Source organism: Veillonella magna, from assembly GCF_959600285.1.
In the GTDB taxonomy this organism is placed as follows: domain Bacteria; phylum Bacillota; class Negativicutes; order Veillonellales; family Veillonellaceae; genus Veillonella_A; species Veillonella_A magna.
In genome coordinates this window covers 1-15,972 of record NZ_CAUGKU010000007.1, presented here as the reverse complement: position 1 = coordinate 15,972, position 15,972 = coordinate 1, and the positions used below count along the sequence as shown (strand labels likewise).

Sequence of the window (15,972 nt, the reverse complement as noted above, 5' to 3'; positions counted from 1 at the left end):
AGATACTATATGTTAATTTCATGGAACAGTACACAGGCGTGTAATCTAACATGTCAGCATTGCTATCGCGATGCATCACCGCAAGCATTAAAAGAAGAATTGACTACGGCGGAGGCCAAACGATTAATTGAACAAATTGCCAAAGCCGGTTTTAAGATTATGATATTCAGCGGCGGTGAACCGTTAATGCGTCAAGATATGCCGGAGCTTATTGCGTATGCCGCAAGCCAAGGACTTCGTCCGGTATTGGGTACTAACGGCACACTTCTGACGGAGGATATGGTATATACGCTCAAGGAAGCAGGTGCTATGCGCGTCGGCATCAGTCTGGACAGCCTTGATGAAAAGGAACACAATCGATTCCGCGGTCATCCCGATGCATGGGCTATGACAATGGCAGGCATAGAAAATTGTCGGCGCGGTGGCTTGGGCTTTCAGATTCATACGACAGTAACACGGCGCAACAAGGATGAATTGCTTACGATTACGGATTGGTGTGTTGCGCATGGGGCAAAGGGGCATCATGTATTTTTCTTGGTGCCTACCGGTCGCGGTAAAGATATCGAAAATACGACATTGCGTACCGATGAGTACGAAGAGGTGTTGACCAGTCTGATGCGTAAACAAAAAGAAGTGCCCTTGGAAATTAAACCAACCTGTGCACCGCAGTTTATGCGCATCGCTCGGGAAGAGGGCATTCCTTTGCGCTATCGTCGCGGTTGTTTGGCCGGTATCAGTTATTGTATTATCAGTCCTACCGGGAATGTACAAGCTTGTCCGTACTTACCGGTAGTATCGGGTAATGTTCGGGAACGCCGGTTTGACGAAATTTGGTTTGATGAAGCCATCTTTGGAAATTTCAGACATAAAAAGCCTCGCGGCTCCTGCGGTGTTTGTAAATACTATACAGTTTGCGGCGGTTGTCGTGCGCGGGCGTACTACTATAACGATGGCGATTATATGGCTGAGGAACCGTGGTGTAAGTTCAGTCACTATAAAGAATGACCGGTTGTACGGAAAGGAAGATAGATGAAAAAAGCAGAAATCAGAACACTGGTTGATCATTTTGATCATGTACGAGCTCAAAATACCTATGAATGGGCAAAGGATATACGCGTTACCGGCGGTGATCCGGGACATATAGAAATGACATTTACTACGGATATACGCCGTCACGCCAATTTGCGCGGTGATTTACACGGTGCTGTTTGTGCCGGCTTTTCCGACAGCGTGATGGGTACGGCCTGTTTTACCCTGGGGAAGTCCGTTGTTACGTTGGAACTGAAGGGCAACTTTATGAAAGCCGTTAAACCGGGTAGTGTACTGCGCGGTGTGGGACGCGTAGAGCATAACGGCAAGCGCACTATGGTTACCACCGGTCGCATCTACGATGAAGTAGGCGATTTGGTGTATATGGCATCGGGCACGTTCTATGTCATCGATACCTATGAATTACCGGAATTACCGTGGCGTTTATAATCAGATAGTATCTTGGGAGGTAAAGTTATGGCGATAAAAGAAGAAATAAAAAAATCATCGGAACTGCGTTTTGATGGACGATTGATACAAGTAACCTTCGACGTAGCCGAAGTAAACGGTAAGGATGCATGGCGCGAGGTTGTGCATCATCCCGGTGCCAGTGCGGTAATCGCTATTGATGATAAAGGACGCATTGTTATGGAACGACAATATCGCTATGCCCTGGGACGTACACTATTGGAAATTCCCGCCGGCAAATTAGACGGCGATGAAGATCCGCTTGTTTGTGCGCAGCGCGAATTGGCCGAAGAAACGGGATACCATGCCGAGGAATGGCATTCCTTAGGCACCATTGCTACCAGTCCGGGATTTTGTAATGAAATGATTCACTTATATATTGCTAAAGGTCTTACTAAAGGTCAGACGCATTGGGATCCCGACGAATATGTAGAACTGGAATATTACACGTTGACGGACCTTATGGATGCCATTCGTCAGGAAGAAATTAAGGACAGTAAAACCTTGGCGGCTATTGCCTTGGCATTACCGTATCTTTCATAAGTAGTATCCGTACAAAACAGAGCAGTAAGAAATACGGGAACAAGGAGGTAGATAAGGATGTTTAAACGAGTCATTGTACTTGTTATGGATAGTGTCGGCATCGGCCATGCGCCGGATGCCGCTGCTTTCGGTGACGAAGGGGCAAATACCATAGGTCATATTGCGGAAGCGGTAGGACCAATTCGATGCCCTAATTTACGGCGTTTGGGGTTAGGACGCTTGGTTACAACGGGAACCGATGATGATGGAGCGATGACAGGTATATACGGTGCTTTGACGGAAACGAGCACCGGCAAAGATACAACCAGCGGTCATTGGGAATTAATGGGACATCCCGTTACGGTACCGTTTCCCACATTTTATGAAGGATTCCCCAAGGAATTGATGGATCGCTTTACAGCGTGCACCGGTTATGGCTATTTGGGCAATGAAGTGGCATCGGGAACAGAAATTATCGAACGCCTTGGCGCAGAGCATATGCGTACCGGTAAGCCCATCGTATATACTTCGGCGGATTCGGTATTTCAAATTGCTGCCCATGAAGATGTCATTCCGTTGAAAGAATTATATCGTATATGTCAAATTACCCGTGATGAAGTATGCGTCGGTGACTATGCGGTAGGACGCATTATCGCCAGACCTTTTGTCGGTGAGTTGGGCTCCTTGGTGCGTACATCGAATCGCCATGATTACAGCCGCATGCCGGAAAAAACATTGTATTTGGAAATATTGCAGGCTGCGGGCAAACAAACCATCGGCGTTGGGAAAATCGGAGATATTTATGCACATGTAGGTCTTAGTGCATCCTATCCCAGCAAGAGCAACTCGCACGGCATGAACATAGCGGCTCGACTTTTGGGCGGAGATTTTACGGAAGGCCTTATGATGGTCAACCTGGTTGAATTTGATAGTCTCTATGGTCATCGTCGTAATCCGGCCGGGTACAAACGGGAGATAGAAGACTTTGATTACCAGTTGGGTGGATTTATAGAATTATTGACAGATGAGGATCTGTTATTAATTACTGCCGACCACGGTAATGATCCGACGTGGAAAGGCACCGATCACACCCGCGAGCAAGTACCTCTTCTCGGTTACTACAGAGGTCTTACGGAAGCAAAGCCTATCGGCATACGTAAGAGCTATGCCGATTTGGGACAGACCGTACTGGATAACTTCGGCTGTGTCGGTGAGTATGGTACATCGTTCTTATCACTTATAAAATAAGATAAATAGATATAAAACAGTGTGAACATATGGGGAGGATTACTATGAGCAAACAAATTTTATTTGTGTCCGGTCACACTCACATGAGAGACTCGTTGGCCAATAAAACAATTTTAAATGACATGAAAACAATGTATCCAAATGCTACGTTCGATTATTTGACGGAAAGCTATCCGGATTTTGCTTTCGATGTAACAAAGGAACAGGCTAAACTCAAAGCGGCGGATATCATTGTCATCGAATATCCGATGTTTTGGTTTAATGCCCCTTCCATTGTGCAGCGTTGGTTTGAAGAAGTATTTCTCCATGGCTTCGCTTATGGCACCGGCGGAGATAAATTACAGGGGAAGACAATGATTGTTTCTCTTACGTCCGGCGCACCGGAGGAAGTGTATACGGCTGATGCGGCAGGGACACCGGGCATTGAAAACTACCTGTTGCCTATGAAAGCAACCGCTGCCTACACAGGAATGAAGTGGGGTGGCTTTATTTACAGCGGCGGTATGATGAGCATCGGTGTTGATGAAGCGACCAAACAAGCATTGATGGATAAAGCTAAGGATCACGCCAAACGTTTACACGCTCTCATCGCATCGGTACTCGGTTGAGGTGCATCCCTATGAGTATGCATGTGAATCGGGAACAAACAGAGAAGGTACCTTTAATGACGACCGGCACGGCTGTATTGTTTGCAGCTGCTGCCGGTCTTGCTATCGGCAATCTTTACTGGGCGCAGCCATTACTTGCTATGATAGCCGATGATTTTGGTGTGCCGGTGTCAAGCGGTGGTTTTCTGGTGACGGCGACCCAAATAGGCTATGCCTTAGGAATTTTCTTTTTTGTTCCCTTAGGTGATGTTATGTCACGTCGAACATTGGTAGGAATGACAATGGGGATTACGTCGGTAGCGTTATTACTCTGTTCCTTGGCTCCCGGATTTAGCATGTTAGCTGTGGCATTAGGACTTTTAGGCTTGGTTACCGTATCAGGTCAAATCCTATTGCCCATGGCCGGAGATTTGTCATCTGCCGATAATCGCGGTCGTATCGTCGGCATTGTTACAGCCGGTATTACCGGCGGTATCCTGTTTGCTCGTTTTATCAGTGGATTCGTAGCAGATGAAATAGGTTGGCCCGGACTTTATGTAGGTGCTGCAATAATAAACACCATCGTTACTGTAATTATGCTGCGCGTGTTACCTTATGAAAAGCGAAGAACGTCATTTAGTTATCCCCGGTTGCTATGGGATGTGTTCGGTGCAGTAAAGCGCAATCCAAAATCCTTGGAACTACTCACCTATACAGGACTAGGCTTTGGTATTTCTTTTAATATATTTTGGACAGTACTTACCTATGTATTGTCAGAAGCTCCGTACAACTATGGTCCGCTTCAGATCGGTTTGGTCAGTCTTACCTCATTGGTAGGCGCCATAGCCGGCATTTGGATTGGTCGCATACAAGATAATGGATATGGTCATTTGGCATTAGGCATAAGCTTTGCTCTCAGTACAGCCGTATTGGCTTTGGCTGCTTATATCCATAATTCAATTCTAGCTATACTTATTGTTGCCGCCGTATTTGCATTAGCTATACAAGGCATTTGTGTACTTGTACAGTCTGAGCTATTTGCGCTTTCCGATACGGAGCGAAGTCGGTTAAATACAGCTCTCGTGGTAAGTAATTTTATCTTTGCTGCCGGTGGGAGTCTATTTTCTACTTGGTTATGGAATCATGGCGGTTGGCCTCTGGCTGTAGGTGGTGCTTCCTTGGCATCCTTTGCCGGATTAATATTGTGGTGGCTTTGTCATAAAAAATAAAAATTTTTTTCAAAATAAAAAGGGTATTCAGTCATTCATATAGAATTATATAAACATAAGGAATAACGAACTCCCATTTGGAGTTTGAAGAAAGGATGTATAACTATGAAAGTGACAGTTAGAGGTAAAAACATTGAAGTGACGGCTGCGCTGCGCGAGTATTTGGAAAAACGTTGCGAAAAATTGTCTCGCTATTTCGATGCACCTTTTGAAGTGAAGGCTGTATTATCCGTAGAAAAAGAAAAGCGCGTTGTTGAGTTGACCTGTTTTGTAGAAGGTTTGCCTCTGCGTGGGGTTGAAAGCAATACTGACATGTATGCAGCGATTGACCTGGTAGTAGACAAGATTGTCCGTCAGATTCATAAATATAAAACACGCTTGGCACGACGCTTTAAGAAAGCAAATGCATTCCGCCCGGATGCGTATGTACCGCCGGTAGCTGTTGAAGAAGAAAAGATTTCTGTTGTACGTCGCAAACACTTCCGCGTACAGCCGATGGATGTAGAAGAAGCAATCATGCAGATGAACCTTGTTGGTCATGACTTCTTCATGTTCTTCAATGCAGAAACAGAAACAATGAACGTCGTATATCGTCGTAAAAACGGCGACTATGGTTTGATTGAGCCTGATTTATAATACATAATAAACAGATGTTTATGCTGTTGAGGAGATATTGACAGAATAATTACGTTAAGCACAATTAGCATCATCGTATAATTCAACATAAAGAAAGAAGGCTACTCATGTCTTGGCAGTCAGATTTAGTAAATGACCTGTCTACGACATGAGTGGCCCTCTTTTTTGTTTGACGCATGTTCTTCCTTAGAATATAATTAGGGATAAGGTTTATTTGGTTTACTACAGACCGTATGAGGTTACAAATAGAGTTGAGGAGGCTGTTGCATGAAGGACAGATATGTAGCACAGGATATTGAAAAGAAATGGCAAGCCTATTGGCTGGAAAACGGAGTATTCAAAACAGAGTATGATGAATCAAAGGAAAAGTACTACGTTTTGGAAATGTTCCCGTACCCATCCGGTAACCTTCATATGGGACATGTGCGTAACTACTCCATCGGTGATGTGGTAGCACGTTTTAAGAAAATGAAGGGCTTTAATGTGTTGCATCCGATGGGATGGGATGCATTTGGCATGCCGGCAGAAAATGCAGCGATTAAGCATGGTATTGCACCAAAAACATGGACGCTTGATAATATCGAAAATATGAAACGGCAGCAGCAAGCATTGGGGCTTTCCTATGATTGGGATCGCGAAGTAGCTACCTGCAAGGAAGATTACTATCGCTGGACGCAGTGGTTGTTCCAACAGTTCTACAAAAAAGGCTTGGCCTATAAAAAGGAGGCCAAGGTTAACTGGTGCGAACATTGCCATACAGTATTGGCTAACGAACAGGTTATTGACGGACTTTGCTGGCGCTGCGACAACAAGGTAGAAAAGAAAGACTTAAAGCAGTGGTTCCTTAAAATTACGGACTATGCCGATCGCTTGTTAGCTGATTTGGATACCCTTGAACATTGGCCGGATCGCGTTAAGACGATGCAGCGTAACTGGATCGGTCGCAGCGAAGGGGCGCAGTTTGCTTTTGAAATTCCGGCTATCAACAAATCCGTTGAAGTGTACACAACGCGTGTAGATACGATCTTCGGTGTAAGTTACATCGTATTGGCGCCGGAGCATCCGTATGTACAGGAATTGATTGCGAATGCTGCCAATAAAGATGAATTGGATGCATTTATTTATCGCATTCGTAATTTAAATGAAATCGATCGTACGTCAACAGATGTAGAGAAGGAAGGCCTTTTCACCGGCGCCTATGCAAAACATCCGATTACAGGTAAAGACGTACCGATTTGGATTGCCAACTATGTATTGGTAGATTATGGTACCGGCGCCGTTATGGGTGTACCGGCACATGACGAACGCGATTATAAATTTGCGAAGAAATATGATTTGCCTATTAACTGGGTAGTACAAAATGAAGCGCAGGACCTTGACTTTGCGGCACAAACAGATGCGTACCATGAAGACGGCATTTTGGTAAACTCCGGCGATTTTACCGGTATGACATCTGCCGATGCACGGGAAGCATTGTGTAAGTATTTTGAAGAAAAAGGCATTGGTGCTAAAAAAGTTAACTACCGTCTTCGGGATTGGTTAATTTCCCGTCAGCGTTATTGGGGCGTGCCGATTCCGATTGTATACTGTGATCACTGCGGAGAACAGTTGGTACCGGAAGAAGAGCTTCCTGTTCGTTTACCGGAAGACGTTGTGTTTGACGGAGGCGCCATTTCTCCGTTAGCCACATCGGAACATTTTGTACATGCCAAATGTCCTAAGTGCGGTGGGGAAGCTCGACGCGAAATCGATACGATGGATACGTTTATTGATTCGTCCTGGTATTTCTTACGTTACACTGATGCGCGCAACGATAAGGAAGCCTTCAACAAGAAAATTGCCGATTATTGGATGAATGTAGATCAGTACATCGGCGGTATTGAACATGCAATTTTGCATTTGCTGTATTCCCGTTTCTTTGTAAAGGTATTACATGATCTGGGCCTCGTTAATGTAAATGAACCGTTCAAGGGTTTGCTAACACAGGGGATGGTTCTTAAAGAAGGCAGCAAGATGTCTAAATCTAAGGGCAATGTAGTATCACCGGAAGAAATTATCAATAAATATGGTGCTGATACGGCACGCTTGTTTATTTTATTTGCCGCACCAGTTGATCGTGATTTGGATTGGAGCGATCAAGGGGTTGAAGGTTCGTACCGCTTCTTGGGACGCGTATGGCGCATCGTCGATCAGTATGCATCAATGGCACATACTCACGATGGAAAACTTACAAAGGACGAAGCGGCCTTACGTCGTGAACTTCATCGTGCAATCAAAAAGGTAACGGAAGATTTGGACGGACGCTTCAATTTCAATACGGCTATCAGTACCATTATGGAATTGGTAAATGCTATGTACCAGTACAAAGATGGTCATGATGCCGTACAAGGTGACTTGGCGGAAGAGTTGGTACAGAAACTGTTACTTTTACTGGCTCCGTTCACACCGCACATTACGGAAGAGTTGTGGCATGAATGTGGTTACGAAGGCAGTGTTCATCAGCAAGCTTGGCCGACGTATGAAGAAAAGGCGTTGGCTGTAGACGAAGTTGAAATTGCCGTGCAGGTTAACGGTAAAGTACGCGATAAGTTGACGGTAGCTGTCAACATGGATAAGGCAGCTTTGGAAGAACAGGCAAAAGCATTACCGCGCGTACAAGAATTCATCGACGGCAAGAACGTAGTGAAGGTTATTGTTGTGCCGAATAAGATTGTTAATATCGTAGTGAAATAATCTGCGAGGAGTGATTGTATGCCTAAACGTGAAGATTATATCAGCTGGGATGAATATTTTATGGGCGTGGCGAGCTTGGCAGCGAAACGTTCAAAGGATCCGAATACACAAGTTGGTGCGTGTATTGTAAGCAATGATAATAAAATTTTATCTATCGGTTACAATGGTATGCCCTTAGGTTGTAATGATGATGAATTTTCGTGGGACCGTGATGTGACGGCAGATAATAAGTATTTCTACATTGTTCATAGCGAGTTGAATGCAATTTTGAATTATCGCGGCGGTTCCTTGGAAGGCAGCAAGATCTATGTAACTCTCTTTCCTTGTAATGAATGTGCTAAGGCCATTATTCAAAGCGGGATTAAGGAAGTCATCTACTGGCAGGATATTTATAAGGATACGCGCGAAGTTATTGCTTCAAAGCGCATGCTCCGCACAGCCGGTGTACAGTTGACGGAATACATTCCGTCCGGTCGCATCGTAGAGTTGCAAATGTAATAGCAACTATAGATAAAAAACTGTCAGTGAAAAACTGTAAATGAAAAACTGTAAATAAAAAAAACTATAATTGAAAGATCCCACCGAGGTGCGGATGGAGAATTCAGTGTATGATTTCTTCACCAGTATCATCGGTGGGATTTTTTAGTGGAATAATGCTATTGTTAATTAATGGAGCAGGACCAAGTACGCGACGCACTATTAGCTTTATTGTACTGTAAACTCTATGTTGTCTTTTGGTAGATTCACATATATAATGATTGTGTGATAGCTTAACACGTAATTATTTATAAAAGTGTGATAAAGTAACACCTAATAATATATAAAAGTGTGATAAATTTCACGAAATTATATATAAAAATGTGAGGAGGCAGAGATGGAGCGATTTATTTTAAAAAAGTTATTAGCTTGGAAAGAGTCTCCCTACCGCAAGCCGTTAATTTTAAAAGGAGTACGGCAAGTTGGCAAAACATGGATATTAAAAGAGTTTGGCCGACGCTACTATGAAAATACAGCGTATTTCAACTTTGATGAAAACGAAGAATATAAACAATTCTTTGAAACTACTAAAGATGTGGAACGTATCCTTCAAAACTTGGTTATGGCTAGCGGACAACAAATCGTGCCTGAAAAAACGTTAATCATTTTTGATGAAGTACAGGACTGCCCTAAAGTGATTAATGCAATGAAATATTTTTGTGAGAATGCACCACAATACCATGTTGCCTGCGCCGGATCGCTTCTGGGCATCGCATTGGCAAAGCCATCGTCGTTTCCTGTGGGAAAAGTCAATTTTATGCAAATTGATCCAATGACATTTTCAGAATTTCTGCTTGCTAACGGTGACGGCAATTTAGTGGACTATATGAATGCATTACATAGTATTGAGCCTATCCCTGATGCTTTTTTTAATCCGCTGTATGAAAAATTGAAGATGTATTATGTAACCGGCGGCATGCCGGAGTCAGTATTGATGTGGACAGAGGCACGAGATATTTCTGCCATGCAACATGTGCTATCAGATATTATAGGTGCCTATGAACGAGATTTTGCTAAACATCCCAATACTAGGGAATTTCCTAAAATTTCTATGATTTGGCAATCCATTCCTTCACAGCTGGCAAGAGAAAATAAAAAATTTATTTATAAAGTAGTTAAAGAAGGTGCTAGAGCACGTGAATATGAGGATGCATTACAATGGCTCGTAGATGCTCGGTTAGTACATAAGGTATATCGCAGTACGGCTCCAAAACTTCCCATGTCAGCGTATGACGATATATCGGCATTTAAAATTTATTTGGTTGATGTGGGACTGCTTCGACGCTTGGCACAACTGGCACCAACTGCATTCGGGGATGGCAATCGATTATTTACCGAGTTTAAAGGAGCGTTAACGGAAAATTTTGTACTGCAATCCCTAACGACACATTTTGAAGTTGAACCACGCTATTGGTCACAAACAAATCCGTCATACGAAGTAGATTTTCTGGTACAACGGGAGAACGATATTATTCCTATAGAAGTGAAAGCCGAAACAAATACAACCAGTCGAAGTCTGAAAAAATTTAAAGAACTATTTTCAGATATGATTAAACTTCGCGTGCGATTTTCGTTAGATAATCTTAAACTGGATGACGATGTGTTAAATATTCCGTTGTTTATGATTGATCAAACGGATAGATTGATAGAGATGGCACTTAATAAGATTTCGTAGATACCAAGATAGAGGGTGGCTTTGGCTGCCCTCTATTTTTTACATGTGATTAGTTCAGCTGTGATATAATAGCACTGTATATTTTCACTGCTAAATAGATAATGAAATAAGGAGTCATCATGTTTTCACATTTTTTTATGGGTATCCAACAAGATATCAAGCTGGCGATTCTGGCACCAATTATATGTGCTGTTTTTAGATATGTCTTTATCAAAGTGTATCGACCGAAGAAGTCTCTTCCCAATGATAGCAAACGTCTACGGGAATGTTACCGATACGGATTTTGGTGGGGCATGGATTTTAATGCGTATGTGTTTTTAATTTCTATGCTCCTCGTAAGTATACCGGCAGCTTTCTTGGAGACGTACTATGCATGGAGCGATACGGTTCGCATTATATTAAACACTATATATATGCTAGTACTGTATACGGCATTTATGGGGAAGATGATTTTTTATTATCACTTCCATGATATATACAATCCATTGGTTCGCTTGGGAAAAAATGCAGACAAAATGAACTTTGTGGACATTTTCTTTAATCAGAACCACGGTGCTTGGATTTTGTTGGGATACATTCCCTATACAGTGCTTTGCGTAATGGCAACGAAGGGCTTATTGGCCTTGCCTAGTATAAGTTATCCTGCTATAGATAATGCTATGTTACGCTATGCGTTTAACACGAGTATCTTTATCGGTGCGGTAGTGCTGTTTTATTTCTTCCGATTTGGTGGTACGTTGAATCACCGCAATAAACCGGAATGGGATGAAGTCCCATCTTTGGTAAAAGAAGATATGTTTTTGGCGAAGGCAACAGTAGATGATTTAGTGGCTTTGGAAATGGTATGGAAACGTCCTATACAAGATGTATTGGCGCATACGGATGAGGAATCATGGGACATTTTAAAGAAGGGACACCTGGTACCTACTAGTAGTAATACAGTTAAACGCAATTTAGAAACAGAGGCTAGAGAAGTAACGTCTAAAGAAACAGAGGCCAGAACAACAGAAATAGCTCCGTCTGACACATTGTGTACTAAGGATAATCCGCTGGATTATTTTAAAAGGCAAGCAAAGGGGCCTCGTATTGAGGCTCCGTCGCGAGTCTTTATGGTTGTCGGTGAAAGCTATACGCAATCCATGTGGGACGATCCCTTTGCCGTATTACATTTAGGTGACCGCGGTAAAAAGTTCCGCAGTCAACAAGGGGCATTTACGGTGAATCATTTACTGCCGGCCGGTATGGTGTCGCAACCGTCTATCACCAGTATGTTGGCAGGTATTTTTGATGCTAACCTTGAAATCAATGAAAAGAATGAGTTTTGGACATATACTATCGCTACTTCGTTGCCGTATCAATTAAAAAAACTGGGATATAAGACAGTGCTATGGTATGGTGGTAGCCTGTCATGGGCCAGCCTCGGCGCATTTGCCAAAGCTATCGGCTTTGATGAAGCTTATGGTGGTCCGGATATTTGTGAAAAAGGGGCACCGGCTACATGGCTTGGCGTATATGATCATATTTTTCTTGAAGCCGTAACCAAGCGTATTGAGCAAGAAAAGGATGAAAAGGTATTTCACTTTGTATATACTACCTCGAATCACGGACCTTATACGATTCCGATTAAAGAATACGGTTGGGATCCGGAAAAAATTATGCCGGATGCTCCGGAATGGTTGCGTCGCAACAAGACAGCTATGGCAGATATGGGGACATACTGGTATACAGAAAAGGCGATGTTTGATTTTATTGAACATATGCAAGAGCGCTATGAAGATGCACTTATCATTGCCACCGGTGATCACTCACGGCGTGTGTATCAATATGATGGCAGTTTAATGGAACGAACAGAGGAAACACTACGTGAAAAATATATGGCTGCTTTCGCTATGTACCATCGAGATTTCACGGCAGATATGTTTGCAGGCAATACCATTGGCGGACATATGAATATATTGCCAACGATCATTGAAGCCATTGCTCCTAAGGAGTTTACCTACTATGCATTGATGCCATCATTCTTTGAACCTATTGATTCGGTTGTCACTCCGTATCATTGGTTGACTAAGGACCGTATCGGGTATTATGCCGACGGAATCAGCCAGGCCCTTACTGATACGGGAACAGGTACGATACAAAAGGAAGAGCTGTTCGGTAACAGACGAGATGCGTATGTGGAAGTGACGGGGTATGCAGTGCGGCATCCTGAAAATTTGATACCTACCGTTTCGTCATATTAACTGTTACCTTTAAGTTGCGTATGACGTATAACTCATAACTAAAAAATTTACAGGGTTAGTCGTTTTAGGTAGACAAACCAATGGTCAGCCTATTCATAAAATGAATAATAACTAAGATGTGAAGACACAAAGATGTTTCCTAGTATATTATAGAATAAATTGATGAATGACCTTGTACGTATAGGAGACTTCTTAGTAGAAGTCTCCTTTTATTTTGAAGGATGTGTTACCTTGGATAATGTGACAGTCGTTATCTTAACGTATAATGAAGAAAAGCTAATCGAAAAGGCCATACAAAGTGCATTGCCATGTACGTCTCATGTTCTTGTTGTTGACTCGGGTAGTACCGATCAAACTACAACTATAGCAAAAGAACTGGGAGCTACTGTTGTGTATCGCAAATGGGATGATGATTTTAGTGCGCAACGAAATTTTGCGTTACAGCATGTGACAACACAATGGGTGCTGTACTTAGATGCAGATGAGTTTATTAACCAAGAACTAGCTGAGGAGATTCGACGAGTCACTTCTCAGGAACAACCTTTTTATTCGTATGAAATAGTGCGCCGTGCATTTGCTTTTGGAAAACGATTCAAGCATGGCTCTATGCGTCCGGATAAAGTGCAACGGTTATTCCCGCGCGATGCCGTAACATGGATAAATAAGGTTCATGAACGTCCGGAAACAAATTTAGCCGTTAAAACATTAAAAGGCTATGCTGATCACTATACATATACAAGCTGGGAACAATATTGGAATAAATTTAATCACTATACAAGCATTTGGGCCGAGGATGCATATAAGAGAGGGAAGAAGGGGTCTTATCTATCTGCGTTTGGGCATGCTACATATGGTTTTATAAAAATTACTTTTTTAGACAAAGGAATATTGGATGGCTGGTTAGGCTTAGTGATGTGTTGCAACCATTTTATGTATACTTTGATGAAGTATGTGAAGCTTGTTGGTTTAGATAAAAGGTAAAATATAATGGACGATATAATATCAATAGTATTAGCGTGTGACAATAATTATGCCTCCCATGCATTGGTGGTGGCATCTTCGATAATAGATTATACGCAATCAAAAGTTTGGTTTCATATACTTTGTGATTCAATAGATGGGATAACTCAAGATAGAATGCGTGCTTCTATTAAGAGAAAAAATGTTGATGTCTCTTTTTATGACACTGATTCTAGTGTGATGTCTGATATATATAATCAGTGATCATATAAGTAAGGCCGCTTATCTACGCTTGATGATAGGCGATATATTACCCAATGATATTAATAAAGTAATTTACTTAGATGTAGATTTAGTCGTATGTAAAGATATAAAAGAATTATGGCAAGTAGATATGCATGATCATGTGCTGGCTGCGGTTCCAGACTATGGGATATTATCCTCAAAAAAATCATTAGCAGAAAAGCATAAAAGCTTTGGCTGGAAACGAGATAATGGATATTTTAATTCTGGTGTATTAGTAATTAATCTTGTTAAATGGAGAGAACAAGGTTATGGGGCTAACGTGCTGAACGCTTCTCAAACACATAATTTTAGACATCATGATCAGGATGCCTTGAACATGGTTGTAGATGGAAATTGGGAACCATTAGATTTGTCATGGAATGTGATTCCTCCTGTGTATGAACTAAAACCAGCTATTCTGATGTGTACACAATTAAGAAAAAATGCTATTAAAGCTAACAAAAATATTGGTATCCTCCATTGGGCAGGAAGAAAAAAACTTGGCAGTATCAATTATATGAGCCCTTTAACGGTGAGTACTATAAATATACAAAAAATGTCGCTGACCATACATCATTTCCTTTTAGAAAAAAGATAGTACTACAGTTTAGAAAATTTATTCTGGGGAGAGCGTGAATTTGGTATGAAGTATAAGAATATTCTTATAGAAGCTATTATGAATTTAGGAGATCTTGTGGCGCTAACAGCTATAGTTCCTTTAATAAAAAAATATAATCCTGAGGCAAAAGTAACATTTCTTGTTAAAGCGGGATTTGATGATTTATTAAATAAGGTACCTAGTTTAGATGGTTATATAGTATATGTTTACAAGAGTGGTGGCGGTGCACAAGGAATTTGGTATTTGGCAAAACAACTTAGGACGAGAAAGTTTGACTGCTTTATATCCTATGACCCTCGTTTTAGGACGGAGTTGGCTACTTTTATAGCCAATATACCCTATAGATTTACAGTAGGTTCTGTTTTTGGATGGAACACGAAAACCTATCTATTTACCAAAAGAGTTAGATTTGATGACTATGATATTGATTTACATACAACAAGTGCTACTTTTGTTGAAGCAACACGAAGGATACTTGGGATAGACAAGGTTCATGAACACTATACTCCATGTGTGAAAGATATTAGACCATGTTTAAATTGTCTATTAGGGGGGGACGTTCGATATATAACTTTATCGGTAGCGACAAAGTCAGAAAAGAGGTCCTGGCCTGCAATTAACTGGAGTGAACTTATTAATCGACTTTCTGAAATCACTGATAAATATATCATTTTGATTGGAACAAAAGAAGATTCCACCTTGTCATCGAAAATTATAGAAAATGTTAACGATAGTTCGAAAATAATTGATTTATGTGGGAAGACCTCTTTGGATGAATTAATTAATTTGCTGTCACATTCTGAACTTTCAATAAATATTGATAATGGAGTAGGACATTTGGCAGCAGCTTTGAAGCGCCCTACGATTACTTTATTTCCAACTGCGGATCCTAAACGCTTTATTCCAGTAGGTCCCTTATCTATTGCAGTTCAATCAAAAAGAGAGATTAACGTGTCAGATGTTCTTAGAAAGGTTTTAAGTCTCAAAATACCTAATTAAAGTATAATGAGGGATAGGAAGGACTAGTATGAACCTATTTATATTAAGTAGCTTTGCTACACTACTGATTACAAAAGATAGCTATAACTACATTCCCTTTGTTTTTTCTCTTGTAGTTCTAGCTAAGTTGTTACTCGAAAAAAAGAAAATAAATTTGAGGCTTCGGGCATGATTGTGGGTAAGTAGCCTCTGCCTCGCCCACTGT

At 41.6% G+C, this 15,972-nt stretch carries 15 protein-coding genes; all 15 read left to right on the top strand.

Annotated elements, in window-relative coordinates; translation table 11 throughout:
* Positions 1-9 precede the first annotated feature (9 nt).
* The 15 genes from nirJ2 to Q5873_RS05055 all read left to right on the top strand — a co-directional run bounded on the left by nirJ2 (position 10) and on the right by Q5873_RS05055 (position 15,767).
* Positions 10-1,005: a putative heme d1 biosynthesis radical SAM protein NirJ2 gene (gene nirJ2, locus Q5873_RS05120; protein ID WP_303059636.1), complete on the top strand. Its 996-nt coding sequence runs from the start codon at positions 10-12 to the stop codon at positions 1,003-1,005.
* 24 nt (positions 1,006-1,029) lie between these two features.
* Complete coding sequence (locus Q5873_RS05115) at positions 1,030-1,479, top strand: PaaI family thioesterase (RefSeq protein ID WP_038155292.1); 450 nt, start codon at positions 1,030-1,032, stop codon at positions 1,477-1,479.
* 27 nt (positions 1,480-1,506) lie between these two features.
* A complete protein-coding gene (locus Q5873_RS05110) occupies positions 1,507-2,040 on the top strand; it encodes an NUDIX hydrolase (RefSeq protein ID WP_028255806.1) in 534 nt (177 codons plus the stop codon).
* 57 nt (positions 2,041-2,097) lie between these two features.
* Entirely contained in the window at positions 2,098-3,267 is a 1,170-nt protein-coding gene (locus tag Q5873_RS05105) for a phosphopentomutase (protein WP_303059633.1), read from the top strand.
* Between the two features lie 44 nt (positions 3,268-3,311).
* Positions 3,312-3,875 (top strand): NAD(P)H-dependent oxidoreductase, encoded by a 564-nt coding sequence (locus Q5873_RS05100; RefSeq protein WP_303059631.1) that lies wholly within the window; start codon positions 3,312-3,314, stop codon positions 3,873-3,875.
* An 11-nt stretch (positions 3,876-3,886) separates the two neighbouring features.
* Positions 3,887-5,083, top strand: a complete 1,197-nt coding sequence (locus Q5873_RS05095; protein WP_303059629.1) for an MFS transporter — start codon at positions 3,887-3,889, stop codon at positions 5,081-5,083.
* A 105-nt stretch (positions 5,084-5,188) separates the two neighbouring features.
* On the top strand, positions 5,189-5,719 hold the full coding sequence (gene hpf, locus Q5873_RS05090) for a ribosome hibernation-promoting factor, HPF/YfiA family (protein WP_205087281.1): 531 nt from the start codon (positions 5,189-5,191) through the stop codon (positions 5,717-5,719).
* A 267-nt stretch (positions 5,720-5,986) separates the two neighbouring features.
* Positions 5,987-8,452 (top strand): leucine--tRNA ligase, encoded by a 2,466-nt coding sequence (leuS, locus tag Q5873_RS05085; RefSeq protein ID WP_303059628.1) that lies wholly within the window; start codon positions 5,987-5,989, stop codon positions 8,450-8,452.
* A gap of 18 nt (positions 8,453-8,470) precedes the next feature.
* Entirely contained in the window at positions 8,471-8,950 is a 480-nt protein-coding gene (locus Q5873_RS05080) for a deoxycytidylate deaminase (protein ID WP_028255811.1), read from the top strand.
* A 376-nt stretch (positions 8,951-9,326) separates the two neighbouring features.
* On the top strand, positions 9,327-10,664 hold the full coding sequence (locus tag Q5873_RS05075) for an ATP-binding protein (protein ID WP_028255812.1): 1,338 nt from the start codon (positions 9,327-9,329) through the stop codon (positions 10,662-10,664).
* Between the two features lie 119 nt (positions 10,665-10,783).
* A complete protein-coding gene (locus Q5873_RS05070) occupies positions 10,784-12,904 on the top strand; it encodes an LTA synthase family protein (RefSeq protein WP_028255813.1) in 2,121 nt (706 codons plus the stop codon).
* Between the two features lie 240 nt (positions 12,905-13,144).
* Positions 13,145-13,885 carry a glycosyltransferase family 2 protein gene (locus tag Q5873_RS05065; RefSeq protein ID WP_303059753.1) on the top strand — a complete coding sequence of 247 codons (741 nt, stop codon included), beginning with the start codon at positions 13,145-13,147 and terminating at the stop codon, positions 13,883-13,885.
* Positions 13,886-13,891: 6 nt separating this feature from the next.
* A complete protein-coding gene (locus Q5873_RS09670) occupies positions 13,892-14,128 on the top strand; it encodes a glycosyltransferase (protein ID WP_367997317.1) in 237 nt (78 codons plus the stop codon).
* On the top strand, positions 14,109-14,747 hold the full coding sequence (locus tag Q5873_RS05060; RefSeq protein ID WP_367997319.1) for a glycosyltransferase family 8 protein: 639 nt from the start codon (positions 14,109-14,111) through the stop codon (positions 14,745-14,747). The genes Q5873_RS09670 and Q5873_RS05060 overlap by 20 nt, the downstream gene beginning before the upstream one ends.
* 45 nt (positions 14,748-14,792) lie before the next feature.
* Entirely contained in the window at positions 14,793-15,767 is a 975-nt protein-coding gene (locus tag Q5873_RS05055; RefSeq protein WP_028255815.1) for a glycosyltransferase family 9 protein, read from the top strand.
* The last annotated feature ends 205 nt before the right edge of the window (positions 15,768-15,972 follow it).

Coding starts and splice junctions, on each gene's coding strand:
- nirJ2 (WP_303059636.1), top strand. CDS start 10: ATGTTAATTTCATGGAACAGTACACAGGCGTGTAATCTAACATGTCAG.
- Q5873_RS05115 (WP_038155292.1), top strand. CDS start 1,030: ATGAAAAAAGCAGAAATCAGAACACTGGTTGATCATTTTGATCATGTA.
- Q5873_RS05110 (WP_028255806.1), top strand. CDS start 1,507: ATGGCGATAAAAGAAGAAATAAAAAAATCATCGGAACTGCGTTTTGAT.
- Q5873_RS05105 (WP_303059633.1), top strand. CDS start 2,098: ATGTTTAAACGAGTCATTGTACTTGTTATGGATAGTGTCGGCATCGGC.
- Q5873_RS05100 (WP_303059631.1), top strand. CDS start 3,312: ATGAGCAAACAAATTTTATTTGTGTCCGGTCACACTCACATGAGAGAC.
- Q5873_RS05095 (WP_303059629.1), top strand. CDS start 3,887: ATGAGTATGCATGTGAATCGGGAACAAACAGAGAAGGTACCTTTAATG.
- hpf (WP_205087281.1), top strand. CDS start 5,189: ATGAAAGTGACAGTTAGAGGTAAAAACATTGAAGTGACGGCTGCGCTG.
- leuS (WP_303059628.1), top strand. CDS start 5,987: ATGAAGGACAGATATGTAGCACAGGATATTGAAAAGAAATGGCAAGCC.
- Q5873_RS05080 (WP_028255811.1), top strand. CDS start 8,471: ATGCCTAAACGTGAAGATTATATCAGCTGGGATGAATATTTTATGGGC.
- Q5873_RS05075 (WP_028255812.1), top strand. CDS start 9,327: ATGGAGCGATTTATTTTAAAAAAGTTATTAGCTTGGAAAGAGTCTCCC.
- Q5873_RS05070 (WP_028255813.1), top strand. CDS start 10,784: ATGTTTTCACATTTTTTTATGGGTATCCAACAAGATATCAAGCTGGCG.
- Q5873_RS09670 (WP_367997317.1), top strand. CDS start 13,892: ATGGACGATATAATATCAATAGTATTAGCGTGTGACAATAATTATGCC.
- Q5873_RS05055 (WP_028255815.1), top strand. CDS start 14,793: ATGAAGTATAAGAATATTCTTATAGAAGCTATTATGAATTTAGGAGAT.